17 protein-coding genes are annotated in these 20,101 nt (G+C 68.0%); 16 read left to right on the top strand and 1 reads right to left on the bottom strand.

The features are described from left to right. Position 1: 1 nt before the first annotated feature. Positions 2 to 1,465: an LPXTG cell wall anchor domain-containing protein gene (locus CV023_RS13210; RefSeq protein WP_230746298.1), complete on the bottom strand. Its 1,464-nt coding sequence runs from the start codon at positions 1,463 to 1,465 to the stop codon at positions 2 to 4. Between the two features lie 288 nt (positions 1,466 to 1,753). Here CV023_RS13210 and dcd point away from each other — a divergent pair, with 288 nt between their 5' ends. The 16 genes from dcd to CV023_RS13130 all read left to right on the top strand — a co-directional run bounded on the left by dcd (position 1,754) and on the right by CV023_RS13130 (position 20,097). Beyond that, positions 1,754 to 2,332 carry a dCTP deaminase gene (gene dcd / locus CV023_RS13205; protein WP_230746296.1) on the top strand — a complete coding sequence of 193 codons (579 nt, stop codon included), beginning with the start codon at positions 1,754 to 1,756 and terminating at the stop codon, positions 2,330 to 2,332. Further along, positions 2,329 to 3,537, top strand: a complete 1,209-nt coding sequence (locus CV023_RS13200) for a hypothetical protein (RefSeq protein WP_230746294.1) — start codon at positions 2,329 to 2,331, stop codon at positions 3,535 to 3,537. Before dcd ends, CV023_RS13200 begins: the two co-directional genes overlap by 4 nt. Positions 3,538 to 3,737: 200 nt before the next feature. Beyond that, a complete protein-coding gene (locus CV023_RS13195; RefSeq protein ID WP_230746293.1) occupies positions 3,738 to 6,782 on the top strand; it encodes a Na+/H+ antiporter subunit A in 3,045 nt (1,014 codons plus the stop codon). After that, positions 6,779 to 7,399 (top strand): Na(+)/H(+) antiporter subunit C, encoded by a 621-nt coding sequence (locus tag CV023_RS13190; RefSeq protein WP_230746292.1) that lies wholly within the window; start codon positions 6,779 to 6,781, stop codon positions 7,397 to 7,399. Before CV023_RS13195 ends, CV023_RS13190 begins: the two co-directional genes overlap by 4 nt. Next, on the top strand, positions 7,396 to 8,979 hold the full coding sequence (locus tag CV023_RS13185; protein WP_230746291.1) for a Na+/H+ antiporter subunit D: 1,584 nt from the start codon (positions 7,396 to 7,398) through the stop codon (positions 8,977 to 8,979). The genes CV023_RS13190 and CV023_RS13185 overlap by 4 nt, the downstream gene beginning before the upstream one ends. Then, positions 8,976 to 9,563, top strand: coding sequence for a Na+/H+ antiporter subunit E (locus CV023_RS13180; RefSeq protein ID WP_230746290.1), 588 nt, complete (start codon positions 8,976 to 8,978; stop codon positions 9,561 to 9,563). The genes CV023_RS13185 and CV023_RS13180 overlap by 4 nt, the downstream gene beginning before the upstream one ends. Continuing rightward, a complete protein-coding gene (locus tag CV023_RS13175) occupies positions 9,563 to 10,330 on the top strand; it encodes a monovalent cation/H+ antiporter complex subunit F (RefSeq protein WP_230746289.1) in 768 nt (255 codons plus the stop codon). The genes CV023_RS13180 and CV023_RS13175 overlap by 1 nt, the downstream gene beginning before the upstream one ends. After that, on the top strand, positions 10,327 to 10,722 hold the full coding sequence (mnhG, locus tag CV023_RS13170) for a monovalent cation/H(+) antiporter subunit G (RefSeq protein WP_230746288.1): 396 nt from the start codon (positions 10,327 to 10,329) through the stop codon (positions 10,720 to 10,722). The genes CV023_RS13175 and mnhG overlap by 4 nt, the downstream gene beginning before the upstream one ends. Then, entirely contained in the window at positions 10,712 to 11,464 is a 753-nt protein-coding gene (locus CV023_RS13165; RefSeq protein WP_230746286.1) for a response regulator transcription factor, read from the top strand. Before mnhG ends, CV023_RS13165 begins: the two co-directional genes overlap by 11 nt. After that, complete coding sequence (locus tag CV023_RS13160) at positions 11,461 to 13,080, top strand: sensor histidine kinase (RefSeq protein ID WP_230746284.1); 1,620 nt, start codon at positions 11,461 to 11,463, stop codon at positions 13,078 to 13,080. The genes CV023_RS13165 and CV023_RS13160 overlap by 4 nt, the downstream gene beginning before the upstream one ends. Then, positions 13,077 to 13,769, top strand: coding sequence for a hypothetical protein (locus CV023_RS13155; protein WP_230746282.1), 693 nt, complete (start codon positions 13,077 to 13,079; stop codon positions 13,767 to 13,769). Before CV023_RS13160 ends, CV023_RS13155 begins: the two co-directional genes overlap by 4 nt. A 40-nt stretch (positions 13,770 to 13,809) precedes the next feature. Continuing rightward, complete coding sequence (locus tag CV023_RS13150) at positions 13,810 to 15,861, top strand: S9 family peptidase (RefSeq protein ID WP_230746280.1); 2,052 nt, start codon at positions 13,810 to 13,812, stop codon at positions 15,859 to 15,861. A 150-nt stretch (positions 15,862 to 16,011) separates the two neighbouring features. Then, complete coding sequence (locus CV023_RS13145) at positions 16,012 to 16,995, top strand: SIS domain-containing protein (protein ID WP_230746278.1); 984 nt, start codon at positions 16,012 to 16,014, stop codon at positions 16,993 to 16,995. Then, positions 16,992 to 17,927, top strand: a complete 936-nt coding sequence (locus tag CV023_RS13140) for an ROK family protein (protein ID WP_230746276.1) — start codon at positions 16,992 to 16,994, stop codon at positions 17,925 to 17,927. The genes CV023_RS13145 and CV023_RS13140 overlap by 4 nt, the downstream gene beginning before the upstream one ends. Next, a complete protein-coding gene (locus CV023_RS13135; RefSeq protein WP_230746274.1) occupies positions 17,924 to 19,180 on the top strand; it encodes a PfkB family carbohydrate kinase in 1,257 nt (418 codons plus the stop codon). Before CV023_RS13140 ends, CV023_RS13135 begins: the two co-directional genes overlap by 4 nt. After that, positions 19,177 to 20,097 carry a class II fructose-bisphosphate aldolase gene (locus CV023_RS13130; RefSeq protein ID WP_230746272.1) on the top strand — a complete coding sequence of 307 codons (921 nt, stop codon included), beginning with the start codon at positions 19,177 to 19,179 and terminating at the stop codon, positions 20,095 to 20,097. The genes CV023_RS13135 and CV023_RS13130 overlap by 4 nt, the downstream gene beginning before the upstream one ends. Positions 20,098 to 20,101 lie beyond the last annotated feature (4 nt).

Genomic DNA, 20,101 nt, shown 5'->3' with positions numbered 1-20,101 from the left:
CTTAGAACTCCGCAGGATCGTCGGAGGCGGTCATCCGCCGACGAGTGATGATGACGGCGGCCGCACCGACGACGAGGAGGCCTACGCCGAGTGCCATGCCGGTCATCTCGGCACCGGTGCGCGGCAGATCGCTGCTGCTGCTGCCGCTTCCGCTGCCGTTGTTGTCGGAACCGGAACCGGAGCCGTTGCCCCCGTTGCCGCTTTCGTCGACGTCGGTGCCGTTGGTGACGACGGTGAAGCTGCCGCCCTGGGGCTCGTCGAAGCTCTCAGCCTGGGCACGGACATTGTAGGTGCCCAGCACGGCCTTGACCTTAGCCTGGACTCCGAAGGTCGCCTTGCCTTCGTCATCGGCTTCCTTGGTCATCGTGTACCGGTCGACCTTGCCCTGGGCGTGCTCGACGGTGATGGTGATCTTCTCACCGGGCTTCGCGCCGGTCACGCCGAGCTTGATGCCCTTGTCCAGGAAGTTCTCGGAGCTGATCTCGGTCGGCTCGATGACGAGAGCCTGGGTCGCAGCGGGTGCGGCCTTCTTGTCCTCGTCTTCGCTGCCCGGGCTGGACGACGCGGAGGGATCCTTCGCATCGGAATCCGAGGCGTCGGAGTCATCGGTCTCGGAGGGCGACGGCTTGGCCGCGGGCTCGTCCGTCTCGGACTCGCTCGGCTCCGGTGACTCCGTCTTCGCGGACTCCGAAGGCTTCGGCTTGTTCGTCTCTGTCGGCTTCGGGGCGACCGGCTTGGGTGCCTCGGCGCTCTTCGTCGGCTTCTCGGACTCCTTCGGTTCCTCGGTCTTCGAGGGGGACTCGGATGGAGTCTTGCTCGGTTCCTTGGTCTCAGACGGAGATTCGGACGGAGTCTTGCTCGGCTCCTCGGTCTTCGACGGAGATTCGGACGGAGTTTCGCTCGGCTCATCGGACTTCGAGGGGGACTCGGACGGAGTCTCGCTGGGCTCGTCGGTCTCCTTCGGCGGCTTGGCCGGGTTGCAATCTGGGCCCTTGCCGGAATCGTCGAGATCGGACTCGTCGGCGACGACCTCGAAGGTGACCTTGGAGGAGTCCTTCTCGGACTTCAGGTCGCTGAGGTAGAGCGAGTACTCACCGACCGGGACCTTGGCTCCCTCGCTGGCGGAGAAGAAGTAGGTGCCGGACACCTTGCCTTTCTCGTCCACGGTGAGCTTGGTCTCCGGGGAGTACTTCGTTCCGTCGGTGCCGACGACCGTCACGGTCGCCTTCTCGTCGGGAGAGAATCCGGTTCCGGAGAATCCGATGCCCTTCTTGCGGTCGGCGATGTCGTCCCTGGTGACCTGCGCCTTCGCGAGGGTCGCCTGAGGGTCCGACTCATCCGGAACCTTGGAATCGGATTCGGAGTCGTCAGATTGCTGTGCGTTGTCATACGCACAGAGAGGGCCTGCCGGGGCCGGAGCGGACTCTGTCGCTGCGAACGCCGGGGCGCCAGCAAGACCTGTCAATGCAACGGCTACTGCGGGGGCAAGCACAAGACGCGAGGTCTTCACAGTAATGCCTTTCGATTGTTGTCTACCCACGAAAGGCGATGGGACTCCCGGCATTCCTTGGCTTAAGAAGGGGAAGGCACCATCGTGCGCGGGTCCGTACAGCTCATTACTCTAAGGCATTCACCGCTGGCAGTGGGGAGACACACTGGGGAATTTCAGCTTAATTCGTCGATATTGTTATCGGTTCGTTATATATAACCGGCGTGTCGCGAGCACGTCGAGGTACCGACTACCATCGGATACGTGACTCTCCTCTCCGATCGCGACATCCGCGCCGAGCTCGACTCCGAGCGCATCGTCCTCGAGCCCTATGACCCTTCGCTGATCCAGCCGGCCAGCGTCGATGTGTGCCTCGACCGCTACTTCCGCCTCTTCGACAACCACAAGTATCCGGTCATCGATCCCAGCCTCGAGCAGCCGGAGCTCACCCGCTTCGTCGAGGTCGCCCCCGAGGAGCCCTTCGTGCTCCACCCGGGAGAGTTCGTCCTCGCCTCCACTCATGAGCTGGTGACTCTGCCCGACGACGTCGCGGCCCGACTCGAGGGCAAGTCCTCACTCGGCCGCCTCGGCCTCCTCACCCATTCGACCGCAGGGTTCATCGACCCGGGCTTCAACGGGCATGTGACCCTTGAGCTCTCCAATGTCGCCACCCTGCCGATCACCCTGTGGCCGGGCATGAAGATCGGACAGCTCTGCTTCTTCCGCCTCAGCTCCGCGGCGCTCAACCCCTACGGTTCGCAGGCCACGGGCAACCGCTACCAGGGTCAGCGCGGCCCGACCGCCTCCCGCTCGCACCTCAACTTCTACCGGAGGGCCATGTGATCACTCGCCGCGAACTGCGGCTCCAGCGCGAAGCCGCCGAACGCGAAGCCGCCGAACGCGAAGCCGCCGAACGCGCGGTCGGCCCCGCGGGCTCCGACGGTGCGGTCAGCCCCGCGGGTGCCGACGGTGCCCTTGCAGGCTCCGTCGAAGGTGCCGCCGACACCGACCGTGCACTCGAAACCGACCCGGCGGTCGACACCGACCGTGTCGCCGGGGCCCACGTTGCCCCGCGCGCTCCGAGCTCGGGCGCCGCCCCGGACACCACAGGCTCGGCGGAGCTGCGTGGATTCCACCTGCTCCTCCTCGACGCCGAGGTCGAGGTCTCCGATGTCCTCGCCCTCATCCACAACCGGCTGCCCGACATCAGCCCGCGCCTCGATGAGAACGGCCAGCTCAGGCTCACCCGGCACTCACGACTGAGGGCCGGGGCGGATCTCGACGCCGCCACGATCGCCGCCCTCGAGGTCCCGGAATGGGCCCATCATGCCGTGGTCATCGACTGCCCGCGCGATCGCCAGCCCGTCCCGCCGCCGGATTGGTTCGCCGATGCCGACGGACTCCACGAGGCGTTCCCGGCCGGTCTGCCCGACCGGGAGGAGGAGCGGATGCTCACTCTCATCCTCGCCATCGCCTCCCGCCTGCACACCGCCGTCAGACTCGCCGACGAACCCGAGCTGCCGACCCGGGTGATCGTCCCCGACCCCGAGGCGAAAGTCGACCTCTACCTCTACTCGCCCTACTGGCTCGAGCCCGATGTCGCCCTGTCGCTCGTGCGCAGGCATGCGCCGCACGCCTTCCAGCAGTCACTGCCCACTCCCGACGAGGACGTCCTGGCGCAGGCGAGCATCGACGATCCGCTCTTCGATCCCTCGGCCCCGGTGATCCTCGACGGATTCTCCCTGTTCATCCCGCTCGGAGAGATCGACGAGGCGGCCGGTGACATCGAGATCCGCGTGATGGAAGCCGAGTGGGTTCCGCCCATCGTGGCCGCCCACACCGGCATGCCGCAGATCGAATACCACGTGCACTGGATGGACGCTGAGTCCAGGCGGTATCAGCCCTATCCCAACCGACGGTTCCGGCGGATGCGCAACGAGGTGGCTCGTCTCGTCGACGCCATCGGCGCCGAACTCCTCGTCGGCAGCGACGGGGTCGGACTCGACGAGTCGGGATTCCTCGTCACGAGCGCCCAGCTGCGCGGCTGAGCAGGGCTTCCCCGCCGAGGCGGTTCACCCGAGCACCGCGACCTCGGCAGCACGTCTGTGGTCGGCGCGGATGTGGGCAATCCGACTGCGAAGTTCCGCTCCGTTGATTGGGAGATCGGTGGGCAGTCGTGAGAAAATACCTGTACTGAGTACAATCACGCAACTCTCATAAAAGACGGAGGTGTCCGCCGGTGATAGCGATGACAGGAGCCTTTTTCGGGGCTGCTGTCATTGGGTACCCGTTGGTCAGACTCTTCGGACGCAGCGCCTTCCTCCTGCTGGCTCTCGTCCCCTTCGCCGGGCTCCTGCTCAGCCTCTCCGCCGTCCCCGGTCTCCTCGATGCGAACCCGACGGTCTGGACCGAAAGCCTTAACTGGCTGCCGGCCCTCGGACTCGAGGGGACCTTCCGACTCGACGTGCTCTCCTGGATCATGTCGCTGCTCGTCACCGGCGTCGGTGCACTCGTCTTCGTCTACTGCGCCCGCTACTTCCCGGCCGACGAACCCGGCCTCGCCCGCTTCGCGGGCATCTTCATGGCCTTCGCGGGAATGATGTACGGACTCGTCGTCGCCGACGAGCTCCTCATGCTCTACCTGTTCTGGGAAGGCACAACCGTCTTCTCCTACCTGCTCATCGGGCACAGCCAGTCCCGACGCCGCTCCCGCCAGGCGGCGCTGCAGGCGCTCATCGTCACCACCGCCGGCGGGCTCGCGATGCTTGTGGGCATGATCCTGCTCATCTCGGTCACCGGCACCGGCCGGATCTCGGCGCTGGTCGAACGCGCCCAGCTGGGCATGGACACCGGGCCGGTGATCATCACCGCGGTGATCCTCATCCTCGTCGGTGCGATCTCGAAGTCCGCCCTGCTGCCCTTCCACTTCTGGCTGCCCGGCGCCATGGCCGCACCGACCCCGGTCAGCGCGTATCTGCACGCGGCCGCCATGGTCAAGGCCGGAATCTACCTCGTGCTGCGACTGGCACCCGGGTATCACAACCTGCCCGGCTGGACAGAGGTCCTGCTCACCCTGGGCCTTGTCACCATGTTCATCGGCGGGTGGCAGGCACTCAAGCAGACCGACCTCAAGCTGCTGCTGGCCTTCGGCACGGTCTCCCAGCTCGGCTTCCTCACGACGATGGCCTCCTTCGGCACCCCCGACATCACGAAGGCCGCTCTGGCGATGCTCATCGCCCACGCCCTGTTCAAGGCCTGCCTGTTCCTGTGCGTGGGCATCATCGACCACCGTGCCGGCACCCGTGACCTGACGAAGCTCTCCGGCGGTTGGCGGGCCTTCCCCGTCGTCGCCGTGTGCGCGACCGTCGCCGCCGCCTCGATGGCAGGACTGCCGCCGACCTTCGGCTTCGTCGCCAAGGAAGCCGTCTACTCGACGCTGCTCGAATCCGCGGACAAGACCTCGATCATCGCGCTCATCGGCATCATGATCGGCTCGATGCTCACCGTCGCCTACTCGGCCCGGTTCGTGTGGGGCGCGTTCTCCTCGAAGCCCGGAGTCGACGACATCGCCCGTCGCGACGAGAAGCTCATCCTCGTCGTCTCGCCGATCGCCCTGACCGCGCTCACCCTCGTCCTCGGACCCGGAGCCCGCCTCGTCGACGGCTACTTCGAGGCCTGGACCTCGACCCTGCCGATCATCGACCCCGCCGACGGCCACTACCACCTGGCGATCTGGCACGGACTCGAACCCGCACTCGCGCTCTCGGCGGTCACGATCGCCGTCGGCATCGGGCTCTTCGTGCTACGCGCCCCGTTCGCGCGGGTCCAGTCCACCCTGCCGTCGGGGATCGACTTCCACAACCTCTACCGCAGGCTCATCGGGTGGACCGAGGCCCTGGCCCTGTGGGTCACCTCGCGCACCCAGCGCGGTTCGCTGCCCTTCTACCAGAGCGTGATCTACCTCGTCCTCGTCGGCGGAGTCGGTCTGGCCGTCATCGTCAACGACTCGTGGAACATCCGCTTCCACCTCTCGGACACCCCGCTCGACTTCATCGTCGCGATCGTGCTCATCATCGTCGCGATCTCGGCGACCCGCGCGAAGAAGCGCTTCACCGCCGTCGTCGTCACCGGCATCTCCGGCTACGCGATGGTCGCCTACTTCGCCTTCGCCGGTGCCCCCGACCTCGCGCTCACGCAGGTCCTCGTCGAGACCATCACGATCGTCGTCTTCGTCCTCGTCCTCCGCAGACTCCCGGCCCGCATCGGACAGAGCACCGGCCGCTTCACCCCTGCCTGGCGTGCCATCATCGGCGGCGCCGTCGGTGTGACGATGATGCTCGTCGTCCTCATCGCCGCCGGTGTCCGGGTGGCCGAACCGGTCTCCGTGGACTTCGGACAGCTGGCCTACGAACTCGGCCACGGCAAGAACATCGTCAACGTCACCCTCGTCGACATGCGCGCCTGGGACACCCTCGGCGAGATCTCCGTGCTCGTGGCCGCGGGCACAGGCATCGCCGGCCTCATCTTCGTCCGCGGTCGCGAAGGCCACCTCCACCGCTACCTGAACAAACGCGACGGCTCCGAGACGCAGGGGCGGGTCCGCTTCCAGCCGGTCCCCGAGGACGTCGGCTACTTCCACGGGCCCGAACGTGAGGATCTCTCCCAGCGCCGCGTGTCCTGGCTCATCGCCGGCCGCACCCTGGCCCCCCGCAACCGCTCGATCATCCTCGAGGTCACCGCCCGACTGGTCTTCCACGCGGTGCTCATCTTCGCGGTCTACCTCCTCTTCGCCGGCCACAATGAGCCCGGCGGCGGCTTCGCCGGTGGACTCGTGGCCGGTCTGGCGCTGGTCGTGCGGTATCTGGCCGGCGGCAAGTACGAACTCGCCGAGGCGGCCAACTTCACCCCCTCGGGTCTGCTGGGCACCGGGCTGATCATGGCCGTGCTCACGGCCGTGGGCGGCTGGTTCTGGGGCGACACCGTGTTCAAGTCCGTCTACCTCGAGGGCGATGTTCCGCTGCTCGGGCACCTGTCGTTCGGCACCTCGACCTTCTTCGACATCGGCGTCTTCCTCATCGTCGTCGGCCTCATGCTCGACATCCTCCGCTCCCTGGGCGCCGAGGTGGATCTGCACCAGGAGCGCGACGAGATGATGCTGACCTCCCGGCTCAACGAGTCCTACAACCTCTCCGAGAACTTCAGCTCCGACGCCGAACACGAGGCCGTCTCCGAGATCCTCGATCGAGTCAACAACCTCGACGTCGACAATGGTGCGGAAGGAGGCCGCCTATGAGCTTGCCCTTCATCATGGTGCTCGCGATGGGCGTCCTCTTCGCCTCCGGCATCTACCTCATGCTCGAGCGGTCTCTGACCCGCGTGCTGCTCGGATTCATCCTGCTCGGCAACGGGGCCAACCTCCTCCTCATCCTCACCGCAGGCAAAGGCTCCTCACCGCTGACGGACGGCAAGCACCTCTCAACGGCCGGCATGTCCGATCCGCTGCCGCAGGCGCTCATCCTCACCGCTATCGTCATCACCTTCGCGGTGACCGCATTCCTGCTCGCCATGATCTACCGGTCCTGGCGCCTGGTGCGCGCCGACTCCCTGCAGGACGATGCCGCCGACCTCCAGGTCGCGATCACGAAGATGATCGATTCCGAGGCCGAGGCGAGCACGGACTACGACGACACCGAGTTCGGTGACGAAGCGGAGAGCCCGATCACCGGCGCCGTCGACCTCGACGACGACGGCACCCCGAAGGAACGCGACGCCGAGGTCGACGACCCACCGGCGGACCATGCCCACGACCGGGAGCGCAGTGATCCGGGGGGCGGGCCCCGGAGCACCGCCTCGGCGGGGGATGCAGACGATGACGAGGACGGCACGACCGAGACGGAGGAGAAGCGATGATCGACATCCTCCCCACCCTCGTGCCGTTGCCGGTGCTGCTGCCGCTCATCGGCGCGGGCCTGGCCCTCGTGCTCTCGAAGCATTCGCGGGCGCAGAACCTCGTATCGATCCTGACCCTGTCCGCGGTGATGATCATCGCCTTCATCCTCCTCTTCGGCGTCGACAGCAACGGCCCGCAGGTCGTGGCGATCGGCGGGTGGCAGCCGCCGGTGGGCATCGTGCTCGTCGCCGACCGACTCTCCGCTCTCATGCTCGTCGTGTCCTCCCTGGTCACCCTGTGCGTGCTCGTCTACGCCCTGAGCCAGGACGCGAACGACGACTCGAACGAGACCCCGATCTCCGTGTTCAACCCCAGCTATCTGGTGCTGTGTGCGGGTGTCGCCAACGCCTTCCTCGCCGGTGACCTGTTCAATCTCTACGTGGGCTTCGAGATGTTCCTCCTCGCCTCCTACGTGCTGCTCACACTGGGTGCGACCGCCGAGCGGATCCGCGCGGGCGTGACCTACGTCGTCGTCTCGCTCGTGTCCTCGGTCATCTTCCTCACCGCGATCGGCATCATCTACGCCGCGACCGGGACCGTGAACATGGCCCAGCTGTCCGAGCGGATCGGTGACCTGCCCGCGGACGTCCAGATGATCCTCCACGTCCTGCTCCTGCTCGGCTTCGGCATCAAGGCCGCGATCTTCCCGCTGTCCTTCTGGCTGCCCGACTCCTACCCGACCGCCCCGGCCCCGGTGACCGCGGTCTTCGCGGGGCTGCTGACGAAGGTCGGCATCTATGCGATCATCCGCACCGAGACCCTGCTGTTCGCCGAATCCTCTCTGCGGGTTCCGCTGCTGATAGCGGCGGCGCTGACGATGCTCATCGGCATCCTCGGCGCGATCGCGCAGTCGGAGATCAAGAGGATCGTCTCGTTCACCCTCGTCTCCCATATCGGCTACATGCTCTTCGGCGTGGCTTTGGGGACGAGTGTCGGCCTGTCCGCGGCGATCTACTACACGGTCCACCACATCATCGTCCAGACCGCACTGTTCCTGGCAATCGGCATGGTCGAAATGCGCGGCGGCTCGACGTCGACGAGATCCCTCGGCGGGCTCATGGTGCTCTCGCCGGCGCTGTCGATCATCTTCTTCATTCCTGCCCTCAACCTCTCGGGCATTCCGCCCTTCTCCGGGTTCATCGGCAAGGTCGCGCTCTTCGCCGCCGGCTTCTCCGATCACGACTGGCTGGCGATCTCGCTCATCGTCGCCGGCACCCTGACCAGCCTGCTCACGCTCTACGTCATCGGCCGCACATTCAACCTCGCGTTCTGGCGGGACCCCGCCGACGCCGAGGAGCCCAATGAGGGGCTCGTCAGCGAGTTCAGCGAACGCAAGAAGACGCTGCTGGCGGGCAAGACCTGGAAGTCGCAGATCGGCGTGCCCGGTCCGATGGTCGCCGCCACCTCGGCGGTGGTGCTCGCCTCGATCATCCTCACGATCGGCGCCGCACCCCTGTGGGACCTGTCGAACCGGGCGGCGGACAATCTGCAGACGCCGATCAACTATGTCTCGACGGTCCTCGGCGGTGATGACTCATGAGCCCGAACCGGCCGCGGATGACCAAGGGCAGAAGCTTCGTCCAGCAGCTCGTGCTGGTCTTCTTCCTCGTGCTGCTGTGGGTGATGCTCTGGGATTCCGTGTCCCTGCTCTCGATCCTCACCGGAGTCATCCTCGCCCTCGTCGTCACCCGCGTCTTCTACCTTCCCCCGGTCGTGCTCTCCGGCCGGTTCAACATCATGCATGCCGCCGTCTTCGGACTGTGGTTCGTCTACTCGCTCGTCCACGCCTCGGTGGAGGTGGCCTGGTTCGCGTTCCGCCGCCGCGCCGTCGGGGCCGGGTCGGTCATCGCCTGCGACCTGCGCACGAGCTCCGATCTGCTGATGACCCTGATCGCCGACACCGCCAGCCTCATCCCCGGTTCGATCATCATCGACAGCGACCGGGCGCTGGGCATCCTCTACCTCCACGTCCTCGACTGCGACTCGGAGGAGAAGATCCGCACCGCGAAGGCTCAGGTCTACCACATCGAGGAGCTGCTGATCAGGGCGCTGGGCTCCCACCGCGACCTTGCGGCGCTGCGGGCGATCCCCGACCCGATGCACCAGCACGGAGGTGAGGGTTGATGAGCCAGATCGTCCTCGACGTCCTCATCGTCGCTGCCTCGGTGCTGCTGGCCGCCTCGGCGGTCATGGCCCTCTACCGCATCGTCCGAGGACCCTCGATCCTCGACCGCATGATCGCCACCGACGTCGTGCTCGCCTCGATCATGTGCGGCCTCGGCGGGTACATGGCCCTGTCCGGCCGCACGGATCTGCTCCCGGTGCTCATCGTGCTCGCGATGCTCGGCTTCGTCGGCTCCGTGAGCGTGTCCCGGTACGTGTCCAAGTCCGATTCCATGACCCCCGGCGCCGAGGCGGGCGCGCTGAGCGACTTCTCCGCCTCGGACTGGCATATGCCCAAGTCCTCCGACGAGGCGGGGTCGGGGTCCGGGGCGGGCGCTGGGTCGTCCGCGAGCTCGGGTGCCGCGACCGATTCCGATGCCTGGCCCGATGACGTGGCCCGGGGCATCGCGAATGTCGCCGACGGTCCCGAGGCGGTGACCGTGCGCGATGAGGAGCCCGTGGTCGGGCTCGACAGCGGATCCGATCCGGAGCCGGCCGACGCACACGAAGCGGAACCGGCGGACGCGGACGAAGCGGAGCTCGGCACCGAATCCGAGGCGGTGGCCGCACATCCGGCGGGGGAGGATTCCGCGCCGAAGCGTGAGGAAGAGCCCTTCGACGAACACGCCGACGTCGACGGAGAGGGGCTGGGCACCGGTCCCGACCCGGGACCCGCCGACGCCGACGACGGCCCGGACGACTCGGACGAGGGAAGGGGAGCACCATGATCCTCGACATCATCTCAGCAGTGCTGATCCTCCTCGGCGGGGTCCTGTCCCTGGCCGCCGCACTCGGTCTGCTGCGCTTCGGGGACCTGCTCTCACGCATGCACGCGAGTGCGAAGCCCCAGGTCCTGGGGCTGCTGGTGGTCGCGCTCGCGATTGCGATCCAATTCCCGACCTGGGCCACGGTGACCACGCTGGCCATCGTCATCTCCTTCCAGCTGGTGACGATTCCGGTGGCCACGCACATGGTCGGTCGTGCCGGATATCGCACCAAGCACCTGCGTCGTTCTATGCTGTATCGAGATGAACTCGCCGAGGCGGTCGACCGAGCCGAGGCCAGGGAGCTCGCCTGGGAGCGACAGAGAGGAACCGGAACGGACCACCATGACGGCTGAGAATCAGAACGATCCCCAACCCCTTGTCCTGGTCGCCGATGACGAGCCCGATGTGCTCGGCGCGGTGGTTCCCTTCCTCGAGAGATCCGGATTCCGGGTGCTGGCCGCCAGCGACGGGCTGCTCGCACTCGACGAGATCCACCGGCACAAACCCGATGTCTGCGTCCTCGACGTGCTCATGCCCGGTGCCGACGGTCGGCAGGTGCTCAGGCGTCTGCGGCAGGAGGAGAACTGGGTTCCCGTCCTCCTGCTGACTCAGGTCGGCGAGGGTGTCGAACGGGCCATGGCGCTCGAAGAGGGCGCCGATGACTATCTCAACAAGCCCTTCGACCCGCATGAGCTGGTCGCCCGCATCCGAGCGGTGCTGCGCCGGACCCGCAATGACGGTCCGCCCCTGGCCACGGCTCCCTTGCTCGTCTCCAGCTTCGGCCTGCGCGTGGACCGAGTGGGCCGTCGCGCCTGGCTGGGCCAGCGCGAACTCGTCGTCACTCCCAAGGGCTTCACCCTGCTGGAGTACCTCATGGTGCACAAGGACGAACTCATCGAACGCTCCCGCCTGCTCGAGGTGCTGTGGGGATTCGAAGAGGCCGTGGGCACCCGCGCCGTCGACTCCCGCGTTGCCGAACTGCGCCGGGTCCTCGGCGAGGACGCCGCCGAACCTCGGTGGATCGCCACCGTGCAGGGCCGCGGCTACCGATTCGTCGGTGAGGTCCGCGGCGAGGATCGGCAGCGGAGCCTATGACGAACTTCCTGGTCATCGAGGTCCAGATCTGGCTGTTCCTCCTGCTCCTGTTCCTTGTCTTGGCGGGGTTGGCCGTGGCCGCCTGGTTCGGCTGGCGATATCTGAAGAAGCGCGAGGCCCGGCAGCGTGAGTCGATCGAGTCCGCGGCCGCCGAGGACTCGCTGGCCAAACGCAACCGGATGCTCATCCGCCTCGACCACGAGCTGAAGAATCCCCTCACCGCGCTGCGCACCTCCGCGGCGAGCATCCGCGAGGTCGTCCGCGACGGGGGCACCATCACCGAAGTGGAGCCCTCTGCCAAACAGGTCGACGTCTCCTCCCGGCGGGTGGCTCGCCTGCTGGCCGATCTGCGCAAGCTCGCCGATGTCGAGACCCGCATCATCGAATATGCCCGCGTTGACCTCGACGCGCTCATCCATCAGGCCGTCGAGGATGCCTCCACCGCACCTGGTGCCGAGGATCGGATGATCGTGGCCACCGTCGCCCGCGCACCCTGGCGTCTGCCCGATGTCGCCGGCGAAGAGGATCTGCTGCTGACCGCGATCCTCAACCTCCTCGGCAACGCCCTGAAGTACTCCTCGCAGGCCGAGGTCGTCGAGCTGCGCGCCAATGAGCAGATCATCGACGGCCACCGCTGGGTCGTCGTCGAGGTCGCCGACACCGGCAGCGGCATCCCGCTGGCCGAGCAGGAAGGCGTGTGGGACGAACTCTCCCGCGGCTCCCGCGTGCGGGCAGTCGCCGGTTCCGGCATGGGCCTGTCCCTCGTCCGCGCCATCGTCACCCGCCACGGCGGCTCGGTGCAGCTGTTCAGCCAAGAGGGTGTGGGCACCTCCGTGCGCATGGTCCTGCCCGTGCTCGGCGATGCCGCGCAGGTGACCGTGCCCCAGATGGGCGAGCACATGGACCGGGTGGCGGCAGGCTCGCACCCCGTGCAGCCGGTGCAGCTGCCCGACTCGCGGCAGTCCCCGGGATTCCTCCCGCCGAGGCAGCCGAGCGAAGACGAACTCCAGGGCCGGATCCTCGGAACGCCGAGGCGTACCTCGAAGCGCCGGCTCGAACGCGTCGACGGCAACCTCGTCCACCGCTCGACCGGAGAGTCGGTCTCCGGCGGGTTCCCACCCGATTCCGGGCAGCATTCGCAGTTCAAGCCGGGCCCCGGCGTGCCTCGCGGCAACGGATATCCCGGCAGTCAGCCGAATGGCCCCAACACCGGCGGGCAGAATCCTAGTGGGCCGCAGTCGGGCGGGCAGGGTCCGTCGGGCCCGCAGGCCGTTGGGCAGCAGCCGAACGGTCCGCACACCGGCGGACAACAGCCGAACGGGCAGCAGCCGAGCCATGCGGCTCCGCAGCAGCCGTACCAGCAGAATTCGGCTCCGCCCCAGCCCAGCCAGCCTCAGGCTGGTCAATACCAATCCGGCCATCCTCAATCCGGCCAGACCCAGGCTGGCCAGCCCCAATCTGCGCCGCACCAATCCGGGCAGCCCCAGTCCGGCCCGCAGCCGCCTCAACCGCAGCAGTGGCCGCCTCCGCCGCAGTCCGGTCCGCCTGCCGCTCCTGAGTCCGAGCCGCAGTACCCGAGGCGCCGTGACCTGCGGTCGAGGGACGACTCCCAGTGACCGGTGCTCGCTCCCTCTGTGCCCTGGCGGCAGGAACGATCATCCTCGGCTTCGGGTTGAGCGGCTGCTCGGCCCTGCAGATCCACACCGCTGAGAAGGATGCGGCTCCGGTGAGGGTCGCCGTCCAGGATCAGCCCGGGAGCGAGCCGACGGCCGAACCCACCAAGGGCGGCGTCCCCGAGGGGATGACTGTGGAGACGATCAACCTCGGCGCCGCCTGCCCAGTCGAGATCGGATTCGCCCTGGGCGGAGACTGGACGGCCGGGTCCAGCAGCGAACAGTTCCACGTGTACTCACGGGGGACCTCGGTGACCGAGAGCGACATGATCATCATCAGCTGCAACGAAGCCTATGACGACAGTGCCCAGGCCGTCGTCGACGGGAAGAAGAACTACGCGTTCTCCGAGAAGGACTCGCAGGTCCAGGCCGAACGGATGGGCACGATCACGGCGGGAACCTTCTGGAGCTACCAGGGCGTGCTCGGGCCGACCGAGATCCTCTCCATCAACCAGAGGCCCACGGCCATGTACGGAACCCAGCTCGGCTACAAGGTCAACGGCCGCCTCGTCAACATCTCCATCGAGATGCGGGCGCTGGAGACGAACACGAAGGCGACCGAGGAGTTCAAGCAGATGCTGCCGACTCTCGAGGTCGAGGGGGAACGGGTCCCGACCCCGCAGTTCAAATAGAGTCAGGTGCGCATCGCCCCGGGGAATCTAGGATGGGGACATGACGACTCACGACGCAGTGACCAGACTCCTCGATGCCCGCCGACTGCAGGGCATCCTGACGAATTACAGCGGGCGCGTCCTCGCCCAGTACTCCTTCCCCGACTCCGCGGGCAGCTCCTCACTCAGCCACCTCGCCGACATCGGGGGTGAGACGCCGCGCAGAATCACCCGCGGACAGCAGTCCATCGCGGCGGCGGCGCTGAGTGAGAACGGAACGATCTGCTTCGCCGCGAAGCGACCCGGCGAGGACGGCAAGGACGCCGAGAGCCCCAGTCTGTGGGCACTGCCGCCTAACGGTGAGGCCCGCAGGCTCGCCGAGCACGACGGCGGCTTCACCCGCATCGACGCCAAGGGTGAGACCCTCATCGTCGAATTCCCTGTCCACACCTGGGCCGGGACGGAGACGCAGCACCAGGAATACAGCAGGGAACGCATCGAGGCGAAGGTCAGCGGAATCCTCCACACGGGCTTCCCCGTCAGGCGCTGGGATCACGACCTCGGCCCCGGTGTGCAGACGCTCGCGGTGGCGGACCTGTCCACCCTCGCCGATGAGTTCCCCGACGTCCCGAGCGAACTCGGCCAGGCCGTCGACGATGAAGAGGGCACACCAGCCCGAACTCCCTCGGCCATCGACTTCCACCATCTTTCGCTGCCTCCCGGCCGCCTCGTCGACTGGGCCGTCGACGACAACGCCCGATTCGCACTCGTCGAGCTCGAGAAGCCCATCGACGGCCGCCTCGAAGCCGGCGAACTCTGGCGGATCGACCTGAGAGGCGGTCGCCCGCCCCGCCGCCTCACCGAACCCGCCGCTGACCACAGCTTCGGCATCGCGGCCATCAGCCCCGACGGAACCCGTGCGCTGGTCACCCGGGAGCAGTTCTGGACTCCGAAGACGAACCTGTCCATGACGCTCATGGTCCTCGATCTCGAGACCGGAGCGACCCGCCCGGTCTGGCCCGATGCCGACTTCTGGTTCTCCCCGCTGTGGGTCGATGATCAGACGCTCGTCGCCACCGCCGACGATCACGGCCGGGGCAGCGTCTTCATCGGCGATGTCGACGACCCGCAGCCTCGGCGCCTGGCCGGGGGACCGGGGAAGAAGTACTCGTTCTCGGGACTGAGACTCTCCGGAGAATCGGTCCTCGCGACCGCCTCGGCGATCGACGTCGCCCCTCTGCCGATCGCCATCGACCTGGCCAGCGGGGAGGTCAGCGAACTCGCGAACCCGGCGAGCACGATCGATGAGGAGGGCACCCTCGCCGAGGTGGAGGCCCGGGCCGAGGACGGCACCGCGGTTCGCGCCTGGCTGGCGCTGCCCGACTCGGAGGGCCCGCACCCGCTCGTGGTCTTCGCCCACGGCGGCCCCTGGGGGTCGTGGAACGCGTGGACGTACCGGTGGAATCCGGGTCCGTTCGTCGCCGCCGGCTATGCGGTGCTGCTGCCGGACCCCGCGATCTCGACGGGCTACGGGCAGGCGATGATCGACCGCGGTCAGCAGCAGCTCGGCGGCGTGCCGTTCACCGACGTCATGGCCCTGACCGATGAGGCCTGCGCCCGGGCAGAAATCGATGCCGAGCGGATCGCCCTGGCCGGCGGATCCTACGGCGGATACATGGCCAACTGGGTCGCCGGGCACACCGGGGATCGCTTCAGGTGCATCGTCAGCCACGCCTCCCTGTGGAACACGACCTCGATGGGCCGCACCACGGACAACGCCTCGTGGGACGAGGCGATGCGGGAACAGGCGGACACGTACTCCCCGCACCTCTTCGCCTCCGACATCGAGGTGCCGATGCTCGTCATCCACGGTGACAAGGACTACCGGGTCCCGATCGGGCAGGGGCAGGAACTCTGGTTCGATCTGCTCACGAAGTCGCGGACGCCGCTGGATCCGGACGGACACACTCAGCACCGCTTCCTCTACTACCCCGACGAAGGGCACTGGGTGCTCGGGCGCGGCAACGCCGAGGTCTGGTACCGCACGGTGCTGGCCTTCCTCGACACCCATGTGCTCGGGATCGAGGCGGAACGCCCGCGCACCCTCGGGTGAGTGGCGGGGCGCCCGTGGTCAGACGGCTCGCGGACTCCGAGACGAAGTGGTTCGCGGGCGACAACCGGGCATCCCCTCTGTCCGTCCGCGCGATAATGTGTCATTATGATGATTGAATACTTTCAAATTCGATCAGGAGAATGATTGGTCATGACGCTCGGCCGATTCATGGAAGAAGAGCTGCGCAGCCAGCCCGAGACCTGGGAGCGGACCCTCGAGGTCACGGCCGCCGCCTCGGCGCTGCCTCAGAACGGCGAACGCATCGCCGTCATCGGCTGCGGGTCCTCCTGGTTCGGTGCGCAGGTCTTCGCCTCCCTGCGCGAGACGCTCGGCCTGGGTGAGACCGACGCCTTCACCGCCAGCGAATTCCCCGCCGCACGCAGCTACGACCGAATCGTCGCGATCTCCCGCTCCGGCACCACCACAGAGGTCGCCGAGGCGCTCGACCGACTGCGTGCGCACAAGTCCGGGGGAGGGGCCGCGGGCTCTGCCGGGTCGTCCGATCCTGCCGGCGCAGAGGTCCCGGTGACCTCCATCCTCGGGGTGGCCGACACCCCGATCGGGCAGCGCTCGACCCATGTCATCGCACTCGACTTCGCCGACGAGCGATCGGTCGTCCAAACCCGATTCTCCACCTCGGCGATCGTCGCGATGCGCTCCTGGCTGGGCCTGGGCGCGCAGCTCACCGGGGCCATCGCCGACGCCCGTCAGGTGCTCGCCGGCATCGCCGAGGACTTCACCACCGCCGATGACTCCGTCCTTGATGAGGAACTGCTCACCGCCGAACAGTTCAGCTTCCTCGGCCGCGGTTGGACCTGGGGGCTGGCCAACGAAGCGGCGCTGAAGATGCGCGAATCCGCGCAGGCCTGGACCGAATCGTATTCCTCGATGGAGTACCGGCACGGCCCTATCGCCATCGCCGCACCCGGCCGCGTGAGCTGGCAGTTCGGCGAAGCACCGGCCGGACTGCAGGAGCAGGTCGAGGCCACCGGAGCCCGCTTCGAAAACGCAGACCGTGACCCTCTGGCCGAGCTCGTCCGCCTCCACGCGCTCGCCCTCATCCGGGCCCGCCGCCTCGGCGTGGACCCGGACAATCCGCGCTCGCTGACCCGGTCGGTCGTCCTCGGGGGATGACCACACGGGATGAGATCCTCGCCGTGGCCGAGGGAGTGGACCTCGGCCCGGGGCCCGTCGCGCTCGCCGTGGACGTCGGCGGCACCGGGCTCAAGGCGGGGCTCATCGACTCGAGCGGCAGGATCGCCGATGCCCGGACCGCACCAACCCCCGCCTGCGCCGGAACCGACGGTGCGGAGGTCATCGACGCCGTCGCCCGGCTGCGGGACGCCTTCGCCCGCACCGCCGTCACCTCGGCGGCCGTGGTCGTCCCCGGCATCGTCGATGAAGCCACGGGGACCGGAATCCACTCGGCGAACCTCGGTTGGCAGGATGCGCCGCTGCGTGCCCTGCTCACCGAGCGCCTGAGCATCGGCGTCACCGTGGGCCACGATGTGCGTTCGGCCGGGCGGGCGGAGTTCGACCTCGCCGAGGCGATGCCACCTGACGCCGTGATGCTCACCCTGGGCACGGGGATCGCCGCGGCCGTCCGCATCGACGGCAGGATCGTCTCCGCCGGGGGCTATGCCGGCGAGGTCGGCTTCACCGAGGTTGCCGTCGACACCGCCGACGGGCTCTTTCGCGGTCCGGCCGAGCACATCGCCTCGGCTGCCGCGATCTCGCGCCGCTACGCCGAGCGGTCGGGAAGAGACGTCACCGGTTCCCTCGCGGTTCTCGAGGCCGCGCAGGCCGGCGATCCGATCGCACAGGCGGTGCTCGCCGAGGCGGTCGAGGCCCTCGGTGCGATGTGTGCCCAGATCGTCGCGGTCATCGCCCCGCAGGCCATCGTCTTCGGCGGAGGCCTGAGCGGTGCCGCCGGACTCCTCGACGGCGTCGAGACCGCGATGCGCTCCCGGCTGGGATTCCACCGGGTGCCGAGCATCCGCCGTGCTCGACTCGGCTCCGCCGCCGGACTCATCGGCGCGGGGCTGCTGACCCGGGATGCGTTATGAGCGCGGGGCAGGAGGCGGCCGGCAACGATGCGGCAGACGGCAGCGAGCCGGTGGCCAGTGGCGAACCGCCCCGGATCGTGTCCGTCACGCTCAGCCCGGCACTCGATCTCACCCTGGCCACCGGGCAGCTTGAGCTCGGCTCCTCGCAGAGGATCGCGGCCGCGAACGCGCGCCTCGGGGGCAAAGGCATCAACGTCGCCCGAGTCCTCGCCGAACTGGGCTGCGGTGTCTACGTTCAGGGGCCGGTTGCTCGCGAGCACTGGCCCAAGAGTGCGGACAGGCATGCCGCCGATTCGCCCGCCGCAGATTCGCCCGCCGGCAATATGGCGTCGACCGAGCGGACCGATCACGGTGGTCTGATCTGGGACCTCACGGACACCGAGTCCCCGCTGCGCCGCAGCTACGCCATCGTCGAGGACTCGGGACGAGCGACCGTGCTCAACGAGCACGCCCACGCGCATCCCGCCGAGGTCTGGGCCGGGCTCGAAGCGGGCATCCTCCGGCGGATGAGCGAGCCCGCGGTGAAAGTGCTCGTCATCTCCGGATCCACCCCGGCGGATCTGCCCGCCGGTTTCCACGACCGAGTCATCGCCGCGGCCCATGAGCAAGGCGCCACCGTCATCGTCGACACCTCCGGGCCGGGACTGCATCTGGCGGCCCGGGCGGGAGTGGACTGGGTGAAGCCGAACAGTGAGGAACTCGCCGAGATCGCTGGGGCCGACAAGCTGATCCAGGCCGGGGCCAACGAGCTGATCAGTGCCGGAGCCAACGAACTGATCCGGGCCGGAGCCAACGAACTGATCCGGGCCGGAGCCGGCACAGCCCTCGTCTCTCTCGGCAGCGAAGGCATGGTCTTCGTCGACGACACGGGGGTTCGGCTGTGGGCGCGTCTGGACCGAGCCCTGCGCGGCAACCCCACCGGAGCCGGAGACGCCGCCGTCGCAGCATTGGCCCGGTGGTTGGCCGACCGGGCGAGCCCCGGAGGCCCCGCGGAAGCGGGTCGGCTCATAGGCTCGCGACGCCCAGCAGTCATGGAGCGACTCCGCGACGATGAGGTCGAGGCCCTTCTTACCGACTCGGTGGCGATCTCGGCGGCGGCGGTCCTCATGCCGCAGGCCGGGCAGATCCACCCGAGCTGGGGCCGACTGCGTGAGGACGTCGTCCTCGGCTCCCAGGCAAGCCCCATCGCCCCAACCGACACCACCTCCTCGGCGAACACCGACTCCCACAACACACTGAAGGGCCGAGCATGACCCGAGCGACGACGATCGACCTGCTGCGGGACACCAAGCACACCGCACACACCGGGCCCGCCGCACACACCGGGCCCGCCGCACACACCGGGCCCGCCGCACACACCGGGCCCGCCGCACACACCGGGCCCGCCGCGGTCGGCGCCTTCAACGTCATCCATCTCGAATCCGCCGAGGCCATCGCGGCCGGTGCGGAACAGGCGGGCCGGCCGGCGATCATGCAGATCTCCGAGAACTGCGTGCGCTATCACGGCCGGCTGACCCCCATCGCCCGGGCCACCCAGGCCATCGCCGACTCCGCGAACGTCCCGATCGCCGTCCACCTCGACCACGCCACCGATACCGAACTCGTCGACGAGGCCATCGAACTCGGCTTCGACTCGGTCATGTACGACGGCGCCCACTTCGACTTCGATTCCAACTGCGCCACCACCGCCGAGGTGGTCCGCCGTGCCCATGCCTGCGGCATCGGCGTCGAGGCCGAACTCGGAGAGATCGGCGGCAAGGACGGAGCCCACGCCCCGGGGGTGCGCACCGACCCGGATGAGGCGCGACGTTTCGTCGAGCGCACAGGAATCGATGCCCTCGCTGTCGCCGTGGGCAGCTCCCACGCCATGGTCGAACGCACCAGCCGACTCGACCTCGCCCTCATCGAACGGCTGGCCGGCACTCTCGCCGTCCCCCTCGTGCTCCACGGATCCTCCGGGGTCGCGGATGCAGAGATCGTCCGCGCGGTCGACGCAGGAATGGCCAAGATCAACATCTCCACCCATCTCAACAAGGTCTTCACCGCCGCGGTGCGGGCGAGCCTCGACGCCCGACCCGAGCTCGTCGACTCCCGGAGATACCTGGGACCGGCGCGAGACGCCTTCGCCGCCGAGGTCGCCCGCCTGCTGACCGTGCTGTCGGGAGATTGACCGT

The sequence above is a fragment of the Brevibacterium sp. CCUG 69071 genome, assembly GCF_021023135.1.
Taxonomy (GTDB): domain Bacteria; phylum Actinomycetota; class Actinomycetes; order Actinomycetales; family Brevibacteriaceae; genus Brevibacterium.
This window is presented reverse-complemented; position numbering and strand designations above follow the sequence as displayed.

Excerpts from the sequence above, each read along its gene's own strand:
- CV023_RS13145 (WP_230746278.1), top strand. The coding sequence starts at position 16,012 with ATGACGCTCGGCCGATTCATGGAAGAAGAGCTGCGCAGCCAGCCCGAG.
- CV023_RS13135 (WP_230746274.1), top strand. The coding sequence starts at position 17,924 with ATGAGCGCGGGGCAGGAGGCGGCCGGCAACGATGCGGCAGACGGCAGC.
- CV023_RS13185 (WP_230746291.1), top strand. The coding sequence starts at position 7,396 with ATGATCGACATCCTCCCCACCCTCGTGCCGTTGCCGGTGCTGCTGCCG.
- CV023_RS13180 (WP_230746290.1), top strand. The coding sequence starts at position 8,976 with ATGAGCCCGAACCGGCCGCGGATGACCAAGGGCAGAAGCTTCGTCCAG.
- CV023_RS13165 (WP_230746286.1), top strand. The coding sequence starts at position 10,712 with ATGACGGCTGAGAATCAGAACGATCCCCAACCCCTTGTCCTGGTCGCC.
- mnhG (WP_230746288.1), top strand. The coding sequence starts at position 10,327 with ATGATCCTCGACATCATCTCAGCAGTGCTGATCCTCCTCGGCGGGGTC.
- CV023_RS13175 (WP_230746289.1), top strand. The coding sequence starts at position 9,563 with ATGAGCCAGATCGTCCTCGACGTCCTCATCGTCGCTGCCTCGGTGCTG.
- CV023_RS13195 (WP_230746293.1), top strand. The coding sequence starts at position 3,738 with ATGACAGGAGCCTTTTTCGGGGCTGCTGTCATTGGGTACCCGTTGGTC.
- CV023_RS13160 (WP_230746284.1), top strand. The coding sequence starts at position 11,461 with ATGACGAACTTCCTGGTCATCGAGGTCCAGATCTGGCTGTTCCTCCTG.
- CV023_RS13190 (WP_230746292.1), top strand. The coding sequence starts at position 6,779 with ATGAGCTTGCCCTTCATCATGGTGCTCGCGATGGGCGTCCTCTTCGCC.
- CV023_RS13140 (WP_230746276.1), top strand. The coding sequence starts at position 16,992 with ATGACCACACGGGATGAGATCCTCGCCGTGGCCGAGGGAGTGGACCTC.
- CV023_RS13130 (WP_230746272.1), top strand. The coding sequence starts at position 19,177 with ATGACCCGAGCGACGACGATCGACCTGCTGCGGGACACCAAGCACACC.
- CV023_RS13150 (WP_230746280.1), top strand. The coding sequence starts at position 13,810 with ATGACGACTCACGACGCAGTGACCAGACTCCTCGATGCCCGCCGACTG.